Genomic DNA, 15,577 nt, shown 5'->3' with positions numbered 1-15,577 from the left:
ACCCGCAACGCGAGGAGACTCCGTGGCCACCGACGCACCGCCACCCTCGAAAGAGACCCATAAGCTCCCCACCGCGGCGGAGTTCACCGAGGTTCAGGAGAGCGCGGAGTTCGGTGAACTGCGCCGCTCCTACCGCTCCTTCGCCTTTCCGCTCACCGTCGGTTTCATCGCCTGGTACCTGCTGTACGTCCTGCTGTCCAACTACGCGGGCGACTTCATGGGCACCAAGCTCTTCGGCAACATCAACGTCGCCCTGGTCCTCGGTCTCGCCCAGTTCCTGACCACGTTCCTCATCGCCTGGTGGTACTCGCGCGTCGCCGCCGCCAAGTTCGACCCCAAGGCCGAGGCCATCAAGTCCCGGATGGAGGGCGGAGAATGAGTCCCGCGATCACCCTTGCCGCAGGCGAGGCCAGCGAGCACCGGCCGCTGATCATCAGCCTGTTCGCGGTCTTCGTCGTCGCGACCCTCGTCATCACGGTCTGGGCCGGACGCCAGACCAAGGACGCCTCCGACTTCTACGCGGGCGGCCGCCAGTTCACCGGTTTCCAGAACGGACTCGCCGTCTCCGGCGACTACATGTCGGCCGCGTCCTTCCTCGGCATCGCGGGCGCCATCGCCCTCTTCGGCTACGACGGCTTCCTGTACTCCATCGGCTTCCTGGTCGCCTGGCTCGTCGCCCTGCTCCTGGTCGCCGAACCGCTGCGCAACTCCGGCCGCTACACGATGGGTGACGTGCTGGCGTACCGGATGCGTCAGCGACCCGTCCGCACCGCGGCCGGCACCTCCACCATCGTGGTCTCGATCTTCTACCTGCTGGCCCAGATGGCGGGCGCGGGCGTCCTGGTCTCCCTGCTGCTCGGCATCACCAGCGACGGCGGCAAGATCGGCATCGTCGCCCTGGTCGGCGTCCTGATGATCGTGTACGTCACCATCGGCGGCATGAAGGGCACCACCTGGGTCCAGATGGTCAAGGCCGTCCTGCTGATCGCGGGCGCCCTGCTGCTGACCTTCCTGGTGCTGCTGAAGTTCGACTTCAACGTCTCCGACCTGCTGGGCTCCGCCGCCGACAACAGCGGCAAGGGCGCGGCCTTCCTGGAGCCGGGCCTGAAGTACGGCGCCACGGGCACGACCAAGCTGGACTTCATCTCGCTCGGCATCGCCCTGGTCCTCGGCACCGCAGGACTGCCGCACATCCTGATCCGCTTCTACACGGTGCCCACCGCCAAGGCCGCCCGTAAGTCGGTCATCTGGGCCATCGGCCTGATCGGCGCCTTCTACCTGATGACCCTCGCCCTCGGCTTCGGGGCCGCGGCCCTCATCAAGCCGGACGAGATCATCGCCTCCAACAAGGCGGGCAACACGGCGGCGCCACTGCTGGCACTGCATCTGGGCGGCGTCGACTCCAACTGGGGCGCGATCCTGCTGGCGACCATCTCGGCGGTCGCCTTCGCCACCATCCTCGCGGTCGTCGCCGGACTCACCCTGGCCTCGTCCTCGTCCTTCGCCCACGACATCTACGCGAACGTCATCAAGCGGGGCCAGGCCACCGAGAAGCAGGAGATGAGCGCGGCCCGCTGGGCCACCGTCGGCATCGGCGCGGTCTCCATCCTGCTGGGCGCCCTCGCCCGCGACCTCAACGTCGCGGGACTCGTCGCGCTCGCCTTCGCGGTCGCCGCCTCGGCAAACCTGCCGACGATCATCTACAGCCTCTTCTGGAAGCGGTTCACCACCTCGGGCGCCCTGTGGTCGATCTACGGCGGCCTCGTCACGGCGGTCGGCCTGGTGCTGTTCTCGCCGGTCGTCTCCGGCAAGCCCACCTCGATGTTCCCGGACGTCGACTTCCACTGGTTCCCGCTGGAGAACCCGGGCCTCATCTCGATCCCGGTCGGTTTCCTGCTCGGCATCCTCGGCACCTACCTCTCCAAGGAGGAGCCGGACAAGGACAAGTACGCGGAGCTGGAGGTCCGGTCCCTGACCGGCACCGGCGCCCACTGACCCGCCCCCTGAGCGGCCGTGTCGTAGGTCTCTACGACACGGCCGCTTCGTACGTCGTGGGATCGGGCACTGTCGTTGTCAGTGACGTCACGTAGGCTCGCACGTAACCGAAAAGATGAGTCCCGCACAGATCCGCGACGAGGGAGGGGGCCCACGTGCTCATCGACACCTACGGCCGGCAGGCCACCGACCTGCGGGTCTCGCTGACCGACCGCTGCAATCTGCGGTGCACGTACTGCATGCCGGAAGAGGGCCTGCAGTGGCTGGCCAAGCCGGACCTGCTCACCGACGACGAGATCGTCCGCCTGATCGACATCGCCGTCACCTCCCTCGGCATCGAAGAGGTCCGCTTCACCGGCGGCGAGCCCCTGCTGCGCCCCGGCCTGGTCGGCATCGTGGAGCGTGTGGCGGCCCTGGAGCCCCGCCCCCAGATGTCCCTGACGACGAACGGCATCGGTCTCAAGCGCACCGCGGCCGCGCTCAAGGCGGCGGGCCTGGACCGGGTCAACGTCTCCTTGGACACCCTGCGCCCGGACGTCTTCAAGACCCTCACCCGCCGGGACCGCCACCACGACGTCCTGGAGGGCATGCGGGCCGCCCGCGAGGCAGGCCTGACCCCGGTCAAGGTCAACAGCGTGCTGATGCCGGGTCTCAACGACGACGAGGCCCCGGACCTGCTGGCCTGGGCGATCGAGCACGACTACGAACTGCGCTTCATCGAGCAGATGCCGCTGGACGCCCAGCACGGCTGGAAGCGCGACGGCATGATCACCGCCGGGGACATCCTGACCTCCCTGCGCACCCGCTTCGACCTCACCGAGGAGGGCGAGGAGAAGCGCGGCTCGGCCCCCGCGGAGCGCTGGATCGTCGACGGCGGCCCCCATGTGGTCGGCGTCATCGCCTCCGTCACCCGCCCGTTCTGCGCGGCCTGCGACCGCACCCGTCTCACCGCCGACGGCCAGATACGCACCTGCCTGTTCGCCCAGGAGGAGACCGACCTGCGCGCGGCCCTGCGCTCCGACGCCGGCGACGAGGAGATCGCCCGTATCTGGCGCGAGGCGATGTGGGGCAAGAAGGCCGGCGCGGGTCTGGACGACCCGACCTTCGTCCAGCCGGACCGGCCCATGTCGGCGATCGGCGGCTAGGCCCCTTCGGGCGCCTGCCACTCCTCGAACTTCACGACGTCCTTGAGGAAACCCCGCACCCCGAGGAACTGCGAGAGATGCTCCCGGTGCTCCTCACAGGCCAGCCACGTCTTCCGCCGCTCCGGAGTGTGGATCTTCGGGTTGTTCCACGCGAGCACCCACACGGCGTCGGCGCGACAGCCCTTGGCAGAGCAGATCGGGGTCTCGTCACTCACGGATTTCGTCTCACAAGCGGGGTGGAAAAGGCGACGCCGAGCAGCCACGGGGGGAGCTGCCCGGCGTCGGTCCGTCGCTCCGACGGGGGATGCGGAGCGCGTACGAAGTATGTCACGGGTAACCCTTGGCCCGGCACCGGAACAACATGATTGATCTGAGCTTTTCTTGAGCTTGGTGTCGAGCAGACCTGTCACGTCCGCTCGCGCGGTTCGCCGCGTGCGCCCGGCGCCGCCCCCCTCGCACCGTCTTCCGGCGCGGGTTCCGCGAAGCCGTCCTCGTCCCGCGGCCCCATGATCATCGGACGGGTCGGGGCGGTGACGAAGGTCGACGGCAGCGAGGGCGCGTTCTCCCGCCCCGCGTTGGCGATGACGACGGCGATATAGGGCAGAACCGCCCCCAGCACCAGCGCCACGATGGCGACGTGCCGTTCGACGTTCCAGAGCGTGGCCGCGAGCACCACGGACAACGTACGGACCGTCATCGAGATGACGTACCGGCGCTGACGTCCGCGCACGTCCTCCTGGAGGCTCGTCCGTGCTCCGGTGATCCGGAACACCTGGGCGCTGCCGCTGCCATGCTGCTTCCGCATCACATTCCACCATCCGCCGGCATCGGACTCTCCCCGCTCCCCATCCGCTCCGTACCCGGTGGAGGTACCGGGCCCGGACCACTCCCACGTTACGCCGCGCCTGCGCCGCCTACGAGACCGGGGCACCTCCCGCCTGGGCGAACGCGCTCACGCCCGGCGCGTACGGCCGTACCCGACATGCGGCGTAGCGCGAACGGACCGACACTGGCCGTAATGCTCACGTAGAGCCGTACGAGGAGGCAGCCATGGGCTGGTTGTGGGCGATCATCGTGGGATTCGTGCTGGGCCTGATCGCGAAGGCGATCATCCCCGGCAAGCAGCACAGTCCCCTCTGGCTGACCACCATCTTCGGCATGCTCGGCGCCATCGCCGGCAACGCCATCGCTCGCGCAGCCGGCGTGGAGGCGACCTCCGGAATCGACTGGACCCGCCACGCCTTCCAGCTCATCGCCGCGATCATCATCGTCGCCCTCGGCGACATGCTCTACATGGCGACGCTGGGCAAGCGGAAACACCGGACCTGAGAGCGGTACGACGATGGGGCGCCCTCCGCGCGGAGGGCGCCCCATCGTCGTATCAAGATCTACGCGGACGTGACCTCGACCGCCGCCAGGTTCTTCTTGCCCCGGCGCAGCACCAGCCAGCGACCGTGCAGCAGGTCCTCCTTGGCGGGAACGGCGTCCTCGGCCGCGACCTTGACGTTGTTCACGTAGGCCCCGCCCTCCTTCACCGTCCGCCGCGCGGCCGACTTGCTGGCCACGAGGCCGACCTCGGCGAACAGGTCCACCACGGCACCGAGCTCCGCGACCCGGATGTGCGGCACCTCGGAGAGCGCCGCGGTCAGCGTCTTCTCGTCCAGCTCCGCCAGCTCGCCCTGACCGAACAGCGCCCTCGAAGCGGCGATCACCGCGGCCGTCTGGTCGGCGCCGTGCACCAGCGTCGTCAGCTCCTCCGCCAGCGCCCGCTGGGCGGCCCGGGCCTGCGGCCGCTCCTCGGTCTGCTTCTCCAGCTCCTCCAGCTCCTCGCGGGACCTGAAGGACAGGATGCGCATGTAGGTCGAGATGTCCCGGTCGTCCACGTTCAGCCAGAACTGGTAGAACGCGTACGGCGTCGTCATCTCCGGGTCGAGCCAGACGGCGCCGCCCTCAGTCTTGCCGAACTTGGTGCCGTCCGCCTTGACCATCAGCGGCGTGGCCAGACAGTGCACCGAGGCGTCCGGCTCCAGCCGGTGGATCAGGTCAAGGCCCGCCGTGAGGTTGCCCCACTGGTCGCTGCCGCCCTGCTGGAGGGTGCAGCCGTAGCGCCGGTACAGCTCCAGGAAGTCCATGCCCTGGAGCAGCTGGTAGCTGAACTCCGTGTAGCTGATGCCCTCCTGGGACTCCAGCCGGCGCGCGACCGAGTCCTTGGTGAGCATCTTGTTGACGCGGAAGTGCTTGCCGATGTCCCGCAGGAACTCGATGGCCGACATCCCGGCCGTCCAGTCCAGGTTGTTCACCATGACCGCGGCGTTCTCGCCCTCGAAGGACAGGAACGGCTCGATCTGCGCGCGCAGCCGGGTCACCCAGTTCGCGACCGTCTCCGGGTCGTTCAGCGTGCGCTCGGCCGTGGGGCGCGGGTCGCCGATCTGGCCGGTCGCCCCGCCCACCAGCGCCAGCGGGCGCAGGCCCGCCTGCTGGAGCCGGCGCATGGTGAGGACCTGCACCAGGTGACCGACGTGGAGAGAGGCCGCGGTCGGGTCGAAACCGCAATAGAACGTGACGGGACCGTCCGCGAGCGCCTTGCGCAAAGCGTCCTCGTCAGTGGACAGGGCCCACAGCCCACGCCACTTCAGCTCGTCGACGATGTCCGTCACGGTTCTCGTATCTCCTAGAAAGGTCCTCGGGCAGTCGAGTGACTACCGGCTACGAGGTTATACGCCCTGACTGACAGAACTCATATTGAAATCCGGCACCCGCAGCGCCGGCATCGCGGCCCTGGTGAAGTAGTCGCTCCACTCCCTCGGCAGCGTCTTCTCGGTCCGTCCCGCCTCCGTCGCCCGCCCCAGCAGGCCGACCGGCGACTCGTTGAACCGGAAGTTGTTGACCTCGCCGGTCACCTCGCCGTTCTCGACGAGGTACACCCCGTCCCGGGTCAGACCGGTCAGCAGCAGCGTGGCCGGGTCGACCTCGCGGATGTACCAGAGGCAGGTCAGCAGCAGCCCGCGCGCGGTGTTCGCGACCATCTCCTCCAGGGAGAGGTCCGAGCCGCCGTCGAGGACGAGGTTGCCGGCCGCCGGGGCGACGGGCAGCCCGGTCAGACCCGCGCTGTGCCGGGTCGTCATCAGATGCGCCAGCTCGCCCTCGCGGATCCAGTCGGTGGCCGCGACCGGCAGACCGTTGTCGAACACCGACTGGTCGCCCCCGGAGGAGTGCGCGACCACGAAGGGCGCGGACTCCAGGCCCGGCTCGTTCGGGTCGCTGCGCAGGGTCAGGGGCAGCTCGGTCAGCCGCTCGCCGACCCGGGTGCCGCCGCCCGGCTTGGAGAACACCGTCCTTCCCTCGGCCGCGTCCCGCCCCGACGCCGACCACAGCTGGTAGATCAGCAGGTCGGCGACCGCGGTGGGCGGCAGCAGCGTCTCGTACCGCCCGGCGGGCAGCGGGACGCGCCGCTCGGCCCATCCGAGCCGTACGGCGAGCTCGGCGTCCAGCGCCGCCGGGTCGACGTCCTTGAAGTCCCGCGTGGAGCGTCCGGCCCAGGCCGAGCGGGTGCGGTCGGGGGACTTGGCGTTCAGCTCCAGGGTGCCGTTGGGCTGGTCGTGGCGCAGCCGCAGCCCCGTGGACGTGCCCACATAGGTCGACACGAGTTCGTGGTTGGCGAAGCCGTACAGCTCGCGGCTGCCCGCACGCGCGCGTGCGAAGGCCTCACCGAGGGCCGGCGCGAAGTCGGCGAAGACGGCCGAGGAGGTCTCGGCGGGCGCGTCGGTGAAGTCCGGGGACTCCGGTACCCCCGTGACCAGCGGCTGGGCGTCCTCGGCGGGCCCGGCACCGCGTGCGGCCGCCTCGGCGGCCCGCACCAGCGGCTCCAGTTCGTCCGCGGTCACCGCGGACCGGGAGACCACCCCGGTGGCGGTGCCCTCCTTGCCGTCGACCGTCGCGACGACCGTGAGGGTGCGCCCGCGCGTGACACCGTTCGTGGTGAGCGCGTTGCCCGCCCAGCGCAGGTTGGCGGTCGACTGCTCGTCGGCGATCACGACACAGCCGTCGGCGGTGGACAGCTCCAGCGCCCGCTCGACGATCTCGTGCGGCTTGTTGCTGCGGGCGCTCATCGACCGGCCTCCTGCGTGGTGTTCAGAATGTTGACGCCCTTGAACAGGGCCGACGGGCAGCCGTGCGAGACGGCCGCGACCTGGCCGGGCTGGGCCTTGCCGCAGTTGAAGGCGCCGCCGAGGACATAGGTCTGCGGTCCGCCCACCGCGGCCATCGAGCCCCAGAAGTCGGTGGTCGTCGCCTGGTAGGCGACGTCCCGCAGCTGTCCGGTGATCCGCCCGTTCTCGATCCTGAAGAACCGCTGGCCGGTGAACTGGAAGTTGTAGCGCTGCATGTCGATCGACCAGGACCGGTCCCCGACGACGTAGATCCCGCGGTCCACGCTGCCGATCAGGTCCTCCGTCGACAGCCCGGCCGGGTCGGGCCGGAGCGACACGTTGGCCATGCGCTGCACCGGGACGTGCCCGGGGGAGTCGGCGTAGGCGCACCCGTTGGAGCGCTCGAACCCGGTCAGCCTCGCGATCCGCCGGTCCAGCTGGTAGCCGACGAGGGTGCCGTCCTTCACCAGGTCCCAGGACTGGCCCGCGACGCCCTCGTCGTCGTAGCCGATGGTCGCGAGGCCGTGTTCGGCGGTGCGGTCACCGGTGACGTTCATCAGCTCGGAGCCGTAGCGCAGCTTGCCGAGCTGGTCGAAGGTGGCGAAGGAGGTCCCGGCGTAGGCCGCCTCGTAGCCGAGCGCGCGGTCCAGCTCGGTGGCGTGGCCGATGGACTCGTGGATGGTCAGCCACAGGTTCGACGGGTCGACCACGAGGTCGTACAGGCCCGCCTCGACGCTGGGCGCCCGCATCTTCTCGGCGAGCAGCTCCGGGATCTGCTCCAGCTCGCTCTCCCAGTCCCAGCCGGTGCCCGTGAGGTACTCCCAGCCGCGTCCGACCGGCGGCGCGATGGTGCGCATGGAGTCGAACTCGCCGCTGGACTCGTCGACCGACACGGCCGTCAGCGACGGATGCAGGCGGACCCGCTGCTGTGTGGTGACCGTGCCCGCGGTGTCCGCGTAGAACTTGTTCTCGTGCACGGTGAGCAGGGAGGCGTCGACGTGGTTGACCCCGTCCGCCGCCAGCAGGCGCGCGCTCCAGTCCGCGAGCAGCGCCGCCTTCTCCTCGTCCGGCACGGAGAACGGATCGATCTCGTACGAGGAGATCCAGGTGCGATCGGCGTGCACGGGCTCGTCGGCGAGCTCGACGCGCTCGTCGGAACCGGCCGCGCGGATCACCTGGGCGGAGAGCTTCGCCATCGCCACGGCCTGCGAGGCGACCTTGGCGGCGGCGTCCAGCGTCAGGTCCACGCCCGAGGCGAAGCCCCAGGTGCCGCCGTGCACGACCCGCACCGCGTACCCGAGGTCGGTGGTGTCCGAGGATCCGGACGGCTTGGCGTCCCTGAGCCGCCAGGACGCGCTGCGCACCCGCTCGAACCGGAAGTCCGCGTGCTCGGCCCCGAGCGCACGCGCGCGTGCCAGCGCGGCGTCGGCGAGAGCACGTAGGGGAAGCGCTGTGAAGGCTTCGTCGATCGTATGAGGCACCTGGGTCTCTTCCTGTCCTGTTGTGGTGGGCGTCCGGCGTGAGGGCGGGCGACGGCTGCTCCGATCATGTCGCGGCGACGGGTGCGCGGACCACACGTTTGTGACCGCCGTCGGCAACTTTCTGTAGGGACCCGACAGCGAGTCCCGTAAGCCACTGTCGGTGCCCGAATGTCCTCCGACGGGAGCGGCCCGATAGGTTTTCAGAGAAGCCGCCTGTCATCCAGGTGTTCGGGCGGGTGTGTCAGACCCCTATGGAAAGGGTGATCCGTTGAGCCGCTCGGTTCTCGTCACCGGAGGCAACCGGGGCATCGGCCTCGCCATCGCCCGTGCTTTCGCCGACGCCGGCGACAAGGTCGCCATCACCTACCGCTCGGGTGAGCCGCCGGCCGGCTTCCTCGCGGTCAAGTGCGACATCACCGACTCCGAGCAGGTGGAGCAGGCCTACAAGGAGATCGAGGCCGAGCACGGCCCGGTCGAGGTCCTGATCGCCAACGCCGGCATCACCAAGGACCAGCTCCTGATGCGCATGTCCGAGGAGGACTTCACCTCGGTCGTCGACACCAACCTCACCGGCACCTTCCGCGTCGTCAAGCGCGCCAACCGCGGCATGCTGCGCGCGAAGAAGGGCCGCGTCGTCCTGATCTCCTCGGTCGTCGGCCTCTACGGCGGCCCCGGCCAGGCCAACTACGCCGCCTCCAAGGCCGCCCTGGTCGGCTTCGCGCGCTCCCTCGCCCGTGAGCTGGGCTCGCGCAACATCACCTTCAACGTCGTCGCGCCCGGCTTCGTCGACACCGACATGACCAAGGTGCTCACCGACGAGCAGCGTGAGGGCATCGTGAAGCAGGTGCCGCTCGGTCGTTACGCGCAGCCCGAGGAGGTCGCCGCGACGGTGCGGTTCCTGGCCTCGGACGACGCCTCGTACATCACTGGAGCCGTCATCCCCGTTGACGGCGGACTGGGAATGGGTCACTGAACACCATGAGCGGAATTCTCGAGGGCAAGCGCGTCCTGATCACCGGTGTGCTGATGGAGTCCTCCATCGCGTTCCACGCCGCGAAGCTGGCCCAGGAGCAGGGCGCGGAGATCATCCTGACCGCGTTCCCGCGGCCGACGCTGACCGAGCGCATCGCCAAGAAGCTCCCCAAGCCCACCAAGGTCATCGAGCTCGACGTCACCAACGACGAGCACATGGGCCGCCTGGCCGACGTGGTCGGCGAGGAGCTCGGCGGCCTCGACGGCGTCGTGCACTCCATCGGCTTCGCGCCGCAGGACGCGCTCGGCGGCAACTTCCTGAACACCCCGTTCGAGTCCGTGGCCACCGCCATGCACGTCTCGGCGTACTCCCTGAAGTCGCTGACCATGGCCTGCCTGCCGCTGATGCAGAACGGCGGCTCGGTCGTCGGCCTCACCTTCGACGCGCAGTTCGCCTGGCCGCAGTACGACTGGATGGGCCCGGCCAAGGCCGCCCTGGAGGCCACCAGCCGCTACGTCGCCCGCGACCTGGGCAAGCAGAACATCCGCTGCAACCTCATCTCCGCGGGCCCGCTCGCCTCCATGGCCGCCAAGTCCATCCCGGGCTTCGCGGACCTGGCCTCCGTGTGGGACAACCGCTCCCCGCTGGAGTGGGACCTCAAGGACCCGGAGCCGGCCGGCAAGGGCATCGTCGCCCTGCTGAGCGACTGGTTCCCGAAGACCACGGGCGAGATCATCCACGTGGACGGCGGCCTGCACGCCATCGGCGCCTGATCTCCCGCACGTCGTCGACGCCCCGTTCCCCCTGGGAGCGGGGCGTCCCCCGTTCGGCCTACCAGGCCGGGCGCGCACGGCCGGCAACTGGGCACTCTGGATTACGCGTTCACCTCGCGCTTCCCTCCCCAGTACGGCCGAGGAGGTCCCCTTGTGCGCCTGTCCCGCAGTCTGGCCTCAGTGACCGCAGCCGTCTGTCTCGTGATGTCCCTGTCGTACGAAGCGATGTCGCACGCACGCGTGGAGGAGCCCGGAGCTCCCGCTGCGGAGCTGTTCGGTGCCTCCTGCCGCAGCAGGGTCGCCGGCTCCCGAGTGACCACCTACTGCCACAACCCCTATCCGCGCACCGACGGTGTCCGCCTGCACATCGAGTGCGACCGCTGGTGGGACCTCGACAGCGACAGCGCCGAGGTCGCGGCCGGGCCCGCGCAGACCGTGCGGCTGACCGGCCGGTGCTGGAAGGAGGTCCGCTCGGTGTGGGTCAGCCACCGGAAGCTGGCGCGCTGAACCGTCCCGGACGGCACAGGAAGGGGTAGCCGGCGGCCTCCTCGGCGGCCGCCGGCGCGTCGCCCGCGCGGATCGCGTCGACGAGCCGCGTGTGGTCCATGTACGTCTCCGGCGTCAGCTCCTCGCCGACGTCCTCGCGCAGCCAGTCCCGCAGCACCTCGCCGAGGTCCGCGTACATCTCGGTCATCACGTCGTTGTGCGAGGCGGCCACCACGGCCAGGTGGAAGGTGGCGTCCGCCGTGACGAAGGCCTCCGCGTCCCCCGACTCCCAGGCCTCCTCGCGCCGCACCAGGAGCGCGTCGAGCTGCTTGAGGTCCTTCTCGGTGCGCCGCTCGGCGGCCAGCCGGGCCGCGGACGACTCCAGCGTGGAACGCAGCTCGGCGATGTGCCGGGGCTCCGCGTCGGCGAACCTGCGGTGCATCACGCCGGCCAGCTCGCTGGTCGCCACGACGTACGTCCCCGAGCCCTGGCGGATGTCCAGCAGACCGTTGTGCGCGAGCGCGCGGACGGCCTCGCGGACGGTGTTGCGGGCGACCCCGAGCTGCTCGACCAGCTCGGGCTCGGTCGGGATCCGGGAGCCGACCGGCCACTCGCCCGAGGTGATCTGGTTGCGCAGCGCGGCGATGACCTGCTCGGACAGTGCCGAGCGGCGGGGATGGCTCAGGGGCATGGCACACCTTCGCATGGACGGGACGGATTCCGGCGCCCCGGGGATGGACAACCAATCATCCTATGATTCTATGATGGGTGTCATGGCGCGCGAGGAAACCCGGACAGTGAAGCCCACGACCGCACGCGGTTCCACGACCCCGCCCGAAGGGGGACCCCTGGTGTCCGCGCCGCGCGCGTGGGCGGTACGCCTGGTCGTCGTCGGCATCGTGCTGTCCGCCCTCAACCTCCGCCCCGCCATCACCAGCCTCGGCGCCCTGCTCGAAGAGGTCCGCGACGGGCTCGGCATGAGCGGCAGCATGGCCGGCCTGCTCACCTCGGTGCCCCCGCTGTGCTTCGCCGTGTTCGGGGTCATGGCCCCGCGCCTGGCCCGTCGCTTCGGCGCGGGCGCGGTGGTGTGCGCGGGCATGGTCGCCATCACGACGGGCCTGCTCGTACGGCCGTACACGGGCTCCACGGCGGGCTTCCTGGCCGCCAGTGCCCTCACCCTCATGGGCATCGCCGTCAGCAACGTCCTGATGCCGGTCATCGTCAAGCGCTGGTTCCCGGACCGGGTCGGCTCCATGACCGGCCTGTACTCGATGGCCCTGGCGCTCGGCACCGCGGCGGCGGCCGCCGTGACCGTTCCGGTGACCGAGGCGCTGGGCGGCAGCTGGCAGTCGGGGCTCGCGGTGTGGGCGGGCCTGGCCGCCGCGGCCGTACTGCCGTGGATCCCGCTCGTGCGGGACCGGGGACCGGCGGCCACGGAACCGCGGGCGGCGCAGAGCGTGCACACGCGTGTGCAGGGCGCCGGCCCCGTCCGGCAGGTGCACGCGCGCGTGGAGCCGCCCGCGCTGCGGATCACGCGGAGCCGGACCGCCTGGGCGCTCGCCGTCTTCTTCGGGCTCCAGGCCACCGCCGCCTACATCACCATGGGCTGGATGGCGCAGATCTTCCGGGACGCGGGCGTGCCCGCGGGCACCGCAGGGCTGCTGCTGGCGGTCACGATGGTCATGGGCGTCCCCCTGGCCTTCGTCATCCCGCGCGTGGCCACCAGGCTGCCGCACCAGGGCCCGATCGTGATCGCGCTCGGCGTCTGCGGTCTGGCCGGGTACGCGGGCCTGTACCTCGCCCCGGCGGGCGGGGCCTGGGCCTGGGCCGTCCTGCTCGGTGTGTCCAACTGCGCCTTCCCGCTGGCGCTCACCATGGTCGGCATGCGGGCCAGGACCGGCGCCGGTGTCGCCCAGCTGTCCGCGTTCGCGCAGAGCACCGGCTATCTGATCTCCATCCCGGGACCGCTCCTGGTCGGTGTGCTCTACCAGCACAGCGGCGGCTGGGGCCTGCCGATCGCCCTCATGATCGGCCTGATGGTCCCGCAGATGGCGGTCGGAGTGCTCGCGGGCCGCGACCGCACGGTGGAGGACGAGGCGGCCCGTTGAGGTCACCCCGGCAGGCTTGGTAAGAGACCGGGGTGCAACACTGGCCGTATGCCAGTGCTCGACCCGAATCCCCAGAACGGCCAGAAGAAGATGCTGCTGGTCTTCGGCTCGTTCCTCGCCATCTTCGTCGTCATCGCGGTCATCGCGACGATCGCCTCGCCCTGACCCGCTCACCCGTTTCCCGGAGCGGCGGTGGGGTTAACCCCCCTGTCCCCTAGGGGGTGAGTGTCAGGGTCAACTGGGTGGATCACCGGATGGGTTGAGGGCGCCCGCTTCCGTACCTTCGAGTTGTGGCCGCGAGCGGCGGACCACGCAGGACTCGAAGACCAGCGGAGGCACTCATGTCGGCCCCTACGCACACCCCGCCCCACCCGGCGTCCCGGGGCGGCGTGGACATCCGACTGCCCTGGTGGGCCCTGGCACTGCCGACGCTCGCCTTCGTGGTGCTCCTGGCCCTCATCCTCAATCCGTCCGACGCGCAGGCGGCCTCCGGCGACCCCGTCGTCACCCACTTCCTGGAGCGCCTGCAGCAGCTGCTGACGCGCTGAGCACCCGCGAAGCCGCCCGTCAACTCCCTGCGCCCCATGGCCTGTTTCATGCGAAGCTGGATCCCATGAGCGTCGCAGATCCCCGCAGGATTGTCCTTTTCCGGCATGCGAAAGCCGACTGGCCACAGGTCACCGACCACGAGCGGCCGCTCGCCGACCGGGGCCGGAAAGATGCAGCGGAAGCCGGGCGACGGCTGGTCGACTCCGGTATCCCCTTCGACCTGGCCCTCTGCTCCACCGCGACCCGGACCCGTGAGACCTGGAAGCTCGCCGTGCAGGAGTTCCCGCACCGGCCGAAAACCGTCTACGAGGAGCGGATCTACGAGGCCTCTCCCGGCGAGCTGATCGCCGTTCTCAACGAAACCCCGGACGACGTGCGCAACGCCGTCCTGATCGGCCACAATCCGGGGATCCAAGGCCTCGCCGACGTCCTCGCGGGCGCCGCCGAGGGGGAGGCCCGTGAGCGGATGAGCGGCCGCGGCTTCCCCGCCGCAGCCTTCGCCGTCCTGTCGTTCAGCGGCCCCTGGAAGGCCCTGGAGCCGGGCGTGGCCACCCTCGTCGACTACTGGGCGCCGACCGACTGACGACGACCTGATTCCCGACCCGCGCGAGACATTGCAGGGGCCCGGCACCGTGAGGGTGCCGGGCCCCTGCCCGTCCGTCGCGCCGGAGGGGCAGCCATCCCCCTCGTCGGACGTCAGCCCTCCTCGTGCGCGTCCGCCGCCTCGACCTCTTCGCGGGTGACGCCCAGCAGGTACAGCACCGTGTCCAGGAAGGGCACGTTCACCGCGGTGTGCGCGGCCTCCCGCACCACCGGCTTGGCGTTGAAGGCGACCCCGAGCCCGGCCGCGTTCAGCATGTCCAGGTCGTTGGCACCGTCGCCGATCGCCACCGTCTGGGACAGCGGCACCCCCGCCTCGGCGGCGAACCGGCGCAGCAGCCGCGCCTTGCCCGCGCGGTCCACGATCTCCCCGGTGACCTTGCCCGTCAGCTTCCCGTCGACGATCTCCAGAGTGTTGGCCTGGGCGAAGTCCAGCCCCAGCCGGTCCTTCAGATCGTCCGTGACCTGGGTGAAACCGCCCGAGACGACACCGACTTGGAAGCCGAGCCGCTTCAGCGTACGGATGAGGGTGCGTGCGCCCGGCGTCAGCCGGACCTCGCTGCGCACCTTGTCGACGACCGAGGCGTCCAGCCCCTCAAGGAGCGCCACGCGCGCGTGCAGCGACTGCTCGAAGTCCAGCTCGCCGCGCATCGCCGCCGCGGTCACCTCGGCCACCTTGTCCTCGCAGCCGGCGTGCGCCGCGAAGAGCTCGATCACCTCGTCCTGGATGAGCGTGGAGTCCACGTCCATGACGACGAGCCGCTGGGCCCGGCGGTGCAGACCGGCGGCGACGACGGCCACGTCCACGCCGAGCTTGGCGGCGTCCGTCACCAGGGCGGTGCGCAGCGGCTCCGTCTCCACGCCGGAGACCGCGAACTCGACGGCCGTGACCGGATACTTGGCCAGCCGGAAGATACGGTCGATGTTGCCGCCCGCCTTGGCGATCTTGGCGGCGATCGCGGCGGTGGCCTCCGCGGTGAGCGGGTGCCCGAGCACCGTGACCAGGGAACGTCCCAGCCCTCGGGGCCGGTTGTCGCCGAGACCGGAGATGATCTCCGCCTGCATCTTGATCGACTCGGCCCAGCTGTGCACGGTCGCCCGCAGGTCGCCCTCCAGCGCGCGGGGCGGCGCGGTCACCAGCGCGCACAGCACCATCCGGCCACGCGTGACGACCTGCTCGATGTCGACCACGTCGACCGAGTAGGCGGCGAGGGTGTCGAAGAGGCCGGCCGTGATGCCCGGCCTGTCCTTCCCGAAGATCTTGACGAGAAGGGTGGGGACGTCGGAGGACGAGGTCTGCTCAGCGCTCATGGTGTTCC

The 15,577-nt window shown here is 70.2% G+C and carries 18 protein-coding genes; 11 read left to right on the top strand and 7 right to left on the bottom strand.

What is annotated here, in order from left to right:
• Positions 1–22: 22 nt before the first annotated feature.
• The 3 genes from IOD14_RS32050 to moaA all read left to right on the top strand — a co-directional run bounded on the left by IOD14_RS32050 (position 23) and on the right by moaA (position 3,140).
• Entirely contained in the window at positions 23–379 is a 357-nt protein-coding gene (locus IOD14_RS32050) for a DUF485 domain-containing protein (protein ID WP_212672175.1), read from the top strand.
• Complete coding sequence (locus tag IOD14_RS32045) at positions 376–1,995, top strand: cation acetate symporter (RefSeq protein WP_123988292.1); 1,620 nt, start codon at positions 376–378, stop codon at positions 1,993–1,995. Before IOD14_RS32050 ends, IOD14_RS32045 begins: the two co-directional genes overlap by 4 nt.
• A 155-nt stretch (positions 1,996–2,150) precedes the next feature.
• Positions 2,151–3,140 (top strand): GTP 3',8-cyclase MoaA, encoded by a 990-nt coding sequence (gene moaA / locus IOD14_RS32040; protein ID WP_212672174.1) that lies wholly within the window; start codon positions 2,151–2,153, stop codon positions 3,138–3,140.
• Here the strand turns inward: moaA and IOD14_RS32035 are convergent.
• Both IOD14_RS32035 and IOD14_RS32030 read right to left on the bottom strand, forming a co-directional pair.
• Entirely contained in the window at positions 3,137–3,355 is a 219-nt protein-coding gene (locus tag IOD14_RS32035; RefSeq protein ID WP_123988290.1) for a hypothetical protein, read from the bottom strand. The two genes, moaA and IOD14_RS32035, sit on opposite strands and share 4 nt — an antisense overlap.
• 191 nt (positions 3,356–3,546) lie before the next feature.
• Positions 3,547–3,945, bottom strand: coding sequence for a DUF3099 domain-containing protein (locus tag IOD14_RS32030; RefSeq protein WP_123988289.1), 399 nt, complete (start codon positions 3,943–3,945; stop codon positions 3,547–3,549).
• Between the two features lie 245 nt (positions 3,946–4,190).
• Here IOD14_RS32030 and IOD14_RS32025 point away from each other — a divergent pair, with 245 nt between their 5' ends.
• Positions 4,191–4,469: a GlsB/YeaQ/YmgE family stress response membrane protein gene (locus IOD14_RS32025; protein WP_123988288.1), complete on the top strand. Its 279-nt coding sequence runs from the start codon at positions 4,191–4,193 to the stop codon at positions 4,467–4,469.
• 59 nt (positions 4,470–4,528) lie between these two features.
• Here the strand turns inward: IOD14_RS32025 and tyrS are convergent, their stop codons facing one another.
• Genes tyrS through IOD14_RS32010 form a run of 3 tightly spaced genes read right to left on the bottom strand, consistent with a single transcriptional unit; the run spans position 4,529 to position 8,769 of the window.
• Positions 4,529–5,797, bottom strand: a complete 1,269-nt coding sequence (gene tyrS / locus IOD14_RS32020; RefSeq protein WP_123988287.1) for a tyrosine--tRNA ligase — start codon at positions 5,795–5,797, stop codon at positions 4,529–4,531.
• Positions 5,798–5,854: 57 nt separating this feature from the next.
• Complete coding sequence (locus IOD14_RS32015) at positions 5,855–7,249, bottom strand: metallopeptidase TldD-related protein (protein ID WP_212672173.1); 1,395 nt, start codon at positions 7,247–7,249, stop codon at positions 5,855–5,857.
• Complete coding sequence (locus IOD14_RS32010; RefSeq protein WP_123988285.1) at positions 7,246–8,769, bottom strand: TldD/PmbA family protein; 1,524 nt, start codon at positions 8,767–8,769, stop codon at positions 7,246–7,248. The genes IOD14_RS32015 and IOD14_RS32010 overlap by 4 nt, the downstream gene beginning before the upstream one ends.
• Positions 8,770–9,037: 268 nt before the next feature.
• Here IOD14_RS32010 and fabG point away from each other — a divergent pair, with 268 nt between their 5' ends.
• The 3 genes from fabG to IOD14_RS31995 all read left to right on the top strand — a co-directional run bounded on the left by fabG (position 9,038) and on the right by IOD14_RS31995 (position 11,022).
• On the top strand, positions 9,038–9,742 hold the full coding sequence (gene fabG / locus IOD14_RS32005) for a 3-oxoacyl-[acyl-carrier-protein] reductase (protein ID WP_057618188.1): 705 nt from the start codon (positions 9,038–9,040) through the stop codon (positions 9,740–9,742).
• A 5-nt stretch (positions 9,743–9,747) separates the two neighbouring features.
• Positions 9,748–10,515, top strand: coding sequence for an enoyl-ACP reductase FabI (fabI, locus tag IOD14_RS32000; RefSeq protein ID WP_123988284.1), 768 nt, complete (start codon positions 9,748–9,750; stop codon positions 10,513–10,515).
• 153 nt (positions 10,516–10,668) lie between these two features.
• Positions 10,669–11,022, top strand: coding sequence for a hypothetical protein (locus IOD14_RS31995; protein ID WP_212672172.1), 354 nt, complete (start codon positions 10,669–10,671; stop codon positions 11,020–11,022).
• Here IOD14_RS31995 and IOD14_RS31990 read toward each other — a convergent pair.
• A complete protein-coding gene (locus IOD14_RS31990; protein ID WP_123988282.1) occupies positions 10,997–11,692 on the bottom strand; it encodes a FadR/GntR family transcriptional regulator in 696 nt (231 codons plus the stop codon). The genes IOD14_RS31995 and IOD14_RS31990 overlap by 26 nt on opposite strands.
• A 70-nt stretch (positions 11,693–11,762) precedes the next feature.
• Here IOD14_RS31990 and IOD14_RS31985 point away from each other — a divergent pair, with 70 nt between their 5' ends.
• The 4 genes from IOD14_RS31985 to IOD14_RS31975 all read left to right on the top strand — a co-directional run bounded on the left by IOD14_RS31985 (position 11,763) and on the right by IOD14_RS31975 (position 14,241).
• The gene (locus IOD14_RS31985; protein ID WP_123988281.1) at positions 11,763–13,109 is read left to right on the top strand and encodes a CynX/NimT family MFS transporter; all 1,347 of its coding nucleotides are present in this window, start codon (positions 11,763–11,765) and stop codon (positions 13,107–13,109) included.
• 48 nt (positions 13,110–13,157) lie between these two features.
• Entirely contained in the window at positions 13,158–13,274 is a 117-nt protein-coding gene (locus tag IOD14_RS44805; protein WP_123988280.1) for an SGM_5486 family transporter-associated protein, read from the top strand.
• A gap of 176 nt (positions 13,275–13,450) precedes the next feature.
• Entirely contained in the window at positions 13,451–13,657 is a 207-nt protein-coding gene (locus IOD14_RS31980) for a hypothetical protein (protein WP_123988279.1), read from the top strand.
• A gap of 65 nt (positions 13,658–13,722) precedes the next feature.
• The gene (locus tag IOD14_RS31975) at positions 13,723–14,241 is read left to right on the top strand and encodes a histidine phosphatase family protein (RefSeq protein WP_123988278.1); all 519 of its coding nucleotides are present in this window, start codon (positions 13,723–13,725) and stop codon (positions 14,239–14,241) included.
• 113 nt (positions 14,242–14,354) lie between these two features.
• Here IOD14_RS31975 and serB read toward each other — a convergent pair whose 3' ends face one another.
• Complete coding sequence (gene serB, locus IOD14_RS31970; RefSeq protein ID WP_123988277.1) at positions 14,355–15,569, bottom strand: phosphoserine phosphatase SerB; 1,215 nt, start codon at positions 15,567–15,569, stop codon at positions 14,355–14,357.
• Positions 15,570–15,577: the final 8 nt, after the last annotated feature.

Source organism: Streptomyces sp. A2-16 (assembly GCF_018128905.1).
GTDB lineage: Bacteria > Actinomycetota > Actinomycetes > Streptomycetales > Streptomycetaceae > Streptomyces.
The sequence above is the reverse complement of the archived record's forward strand: the minus strand, read 5'-3'. Positions and strand labels throughout refer to the sequence as shown.

Bases quoted from the DNA above. Each gene is read 5' to 3' on its own strand.
- IOD14_RS32030 (WP_123988289.1), bottom strand. From the start codon at position 3,945: ATGCGGAAGCAGCATGGCAGCGGCAGCGCCCAGGTGTTCCGGATCACC.
- IOD14_RS32015 (WP_212672173.1), bottom strand. From the start codon at position 7,249: ATGAGCGCCCGCAGCAACAAGCCGCACGAGATCGTCGAGCGGGCGCTG.
- IOD14_RS32045 (WP_123988292.1), top strand. From the start codon at position 376: ATGAGTCCCGCGATCACCCTTGCCGCAGGCGAGGCCAGCGAGCACCGG.
- IOD14_RS31985 (WP_123988281.1), top strand. From the start codon at position 11,763: ATGATGGGTGTCATGGCGCGCGAGGAAACCCGGACAGTGAAGCCCACG.
- IOD14_RS44805 (WP_123988280.1), top strand. From the start codon at position 13,158: ATGCCAGTGCTCGACCCGAATCCCCAGAACGGCCAGAAGAAGATGCTG.
- IOD14_RS31980 (WP_123988279.1), top strand. From the start codon at position 13,451: ATGTCGGCCCCTACGCACACCCCGCCCCACCCGGCGTCCCGGGGCGGC.
- IOD14_RS31975 (WP_123988278.1), top strand. From the start codon at position 13,723: ATGAGCGTCGCAGATCCCCGCAGGATTGTCCTTTTCCGGCATGCGAAA.
- serB (WP_123988277.1), bottom strand. From the start codon at position 15,569: ATGAGCGCTGAGCAGACCTCGTCCTCCGACGTCCCCACCCTTCTCGTC.
- IOD14_RS32025 (WP_123988288.1), top strand. From the start codon at position 4,191: ATGGGCTGGTTGTGGGCGATCATCGTGGGATTCGTGCTGGGCCTGATC.
- fabI (WP_123988284.1), top strand. From the start codon at position 9,748: ATGAGCGGAATTCTCGAGGGCAAGCGCGTCCTGATCACCGGTGTGCTG.
- IOD14_RS31990 (WP_123988282.1), bottom strand. From the start codon at position 11,692: ATGCCCCTGAGCCATCCCCGCCGCTCGGCACTGTCCGAGCAGGTCATC.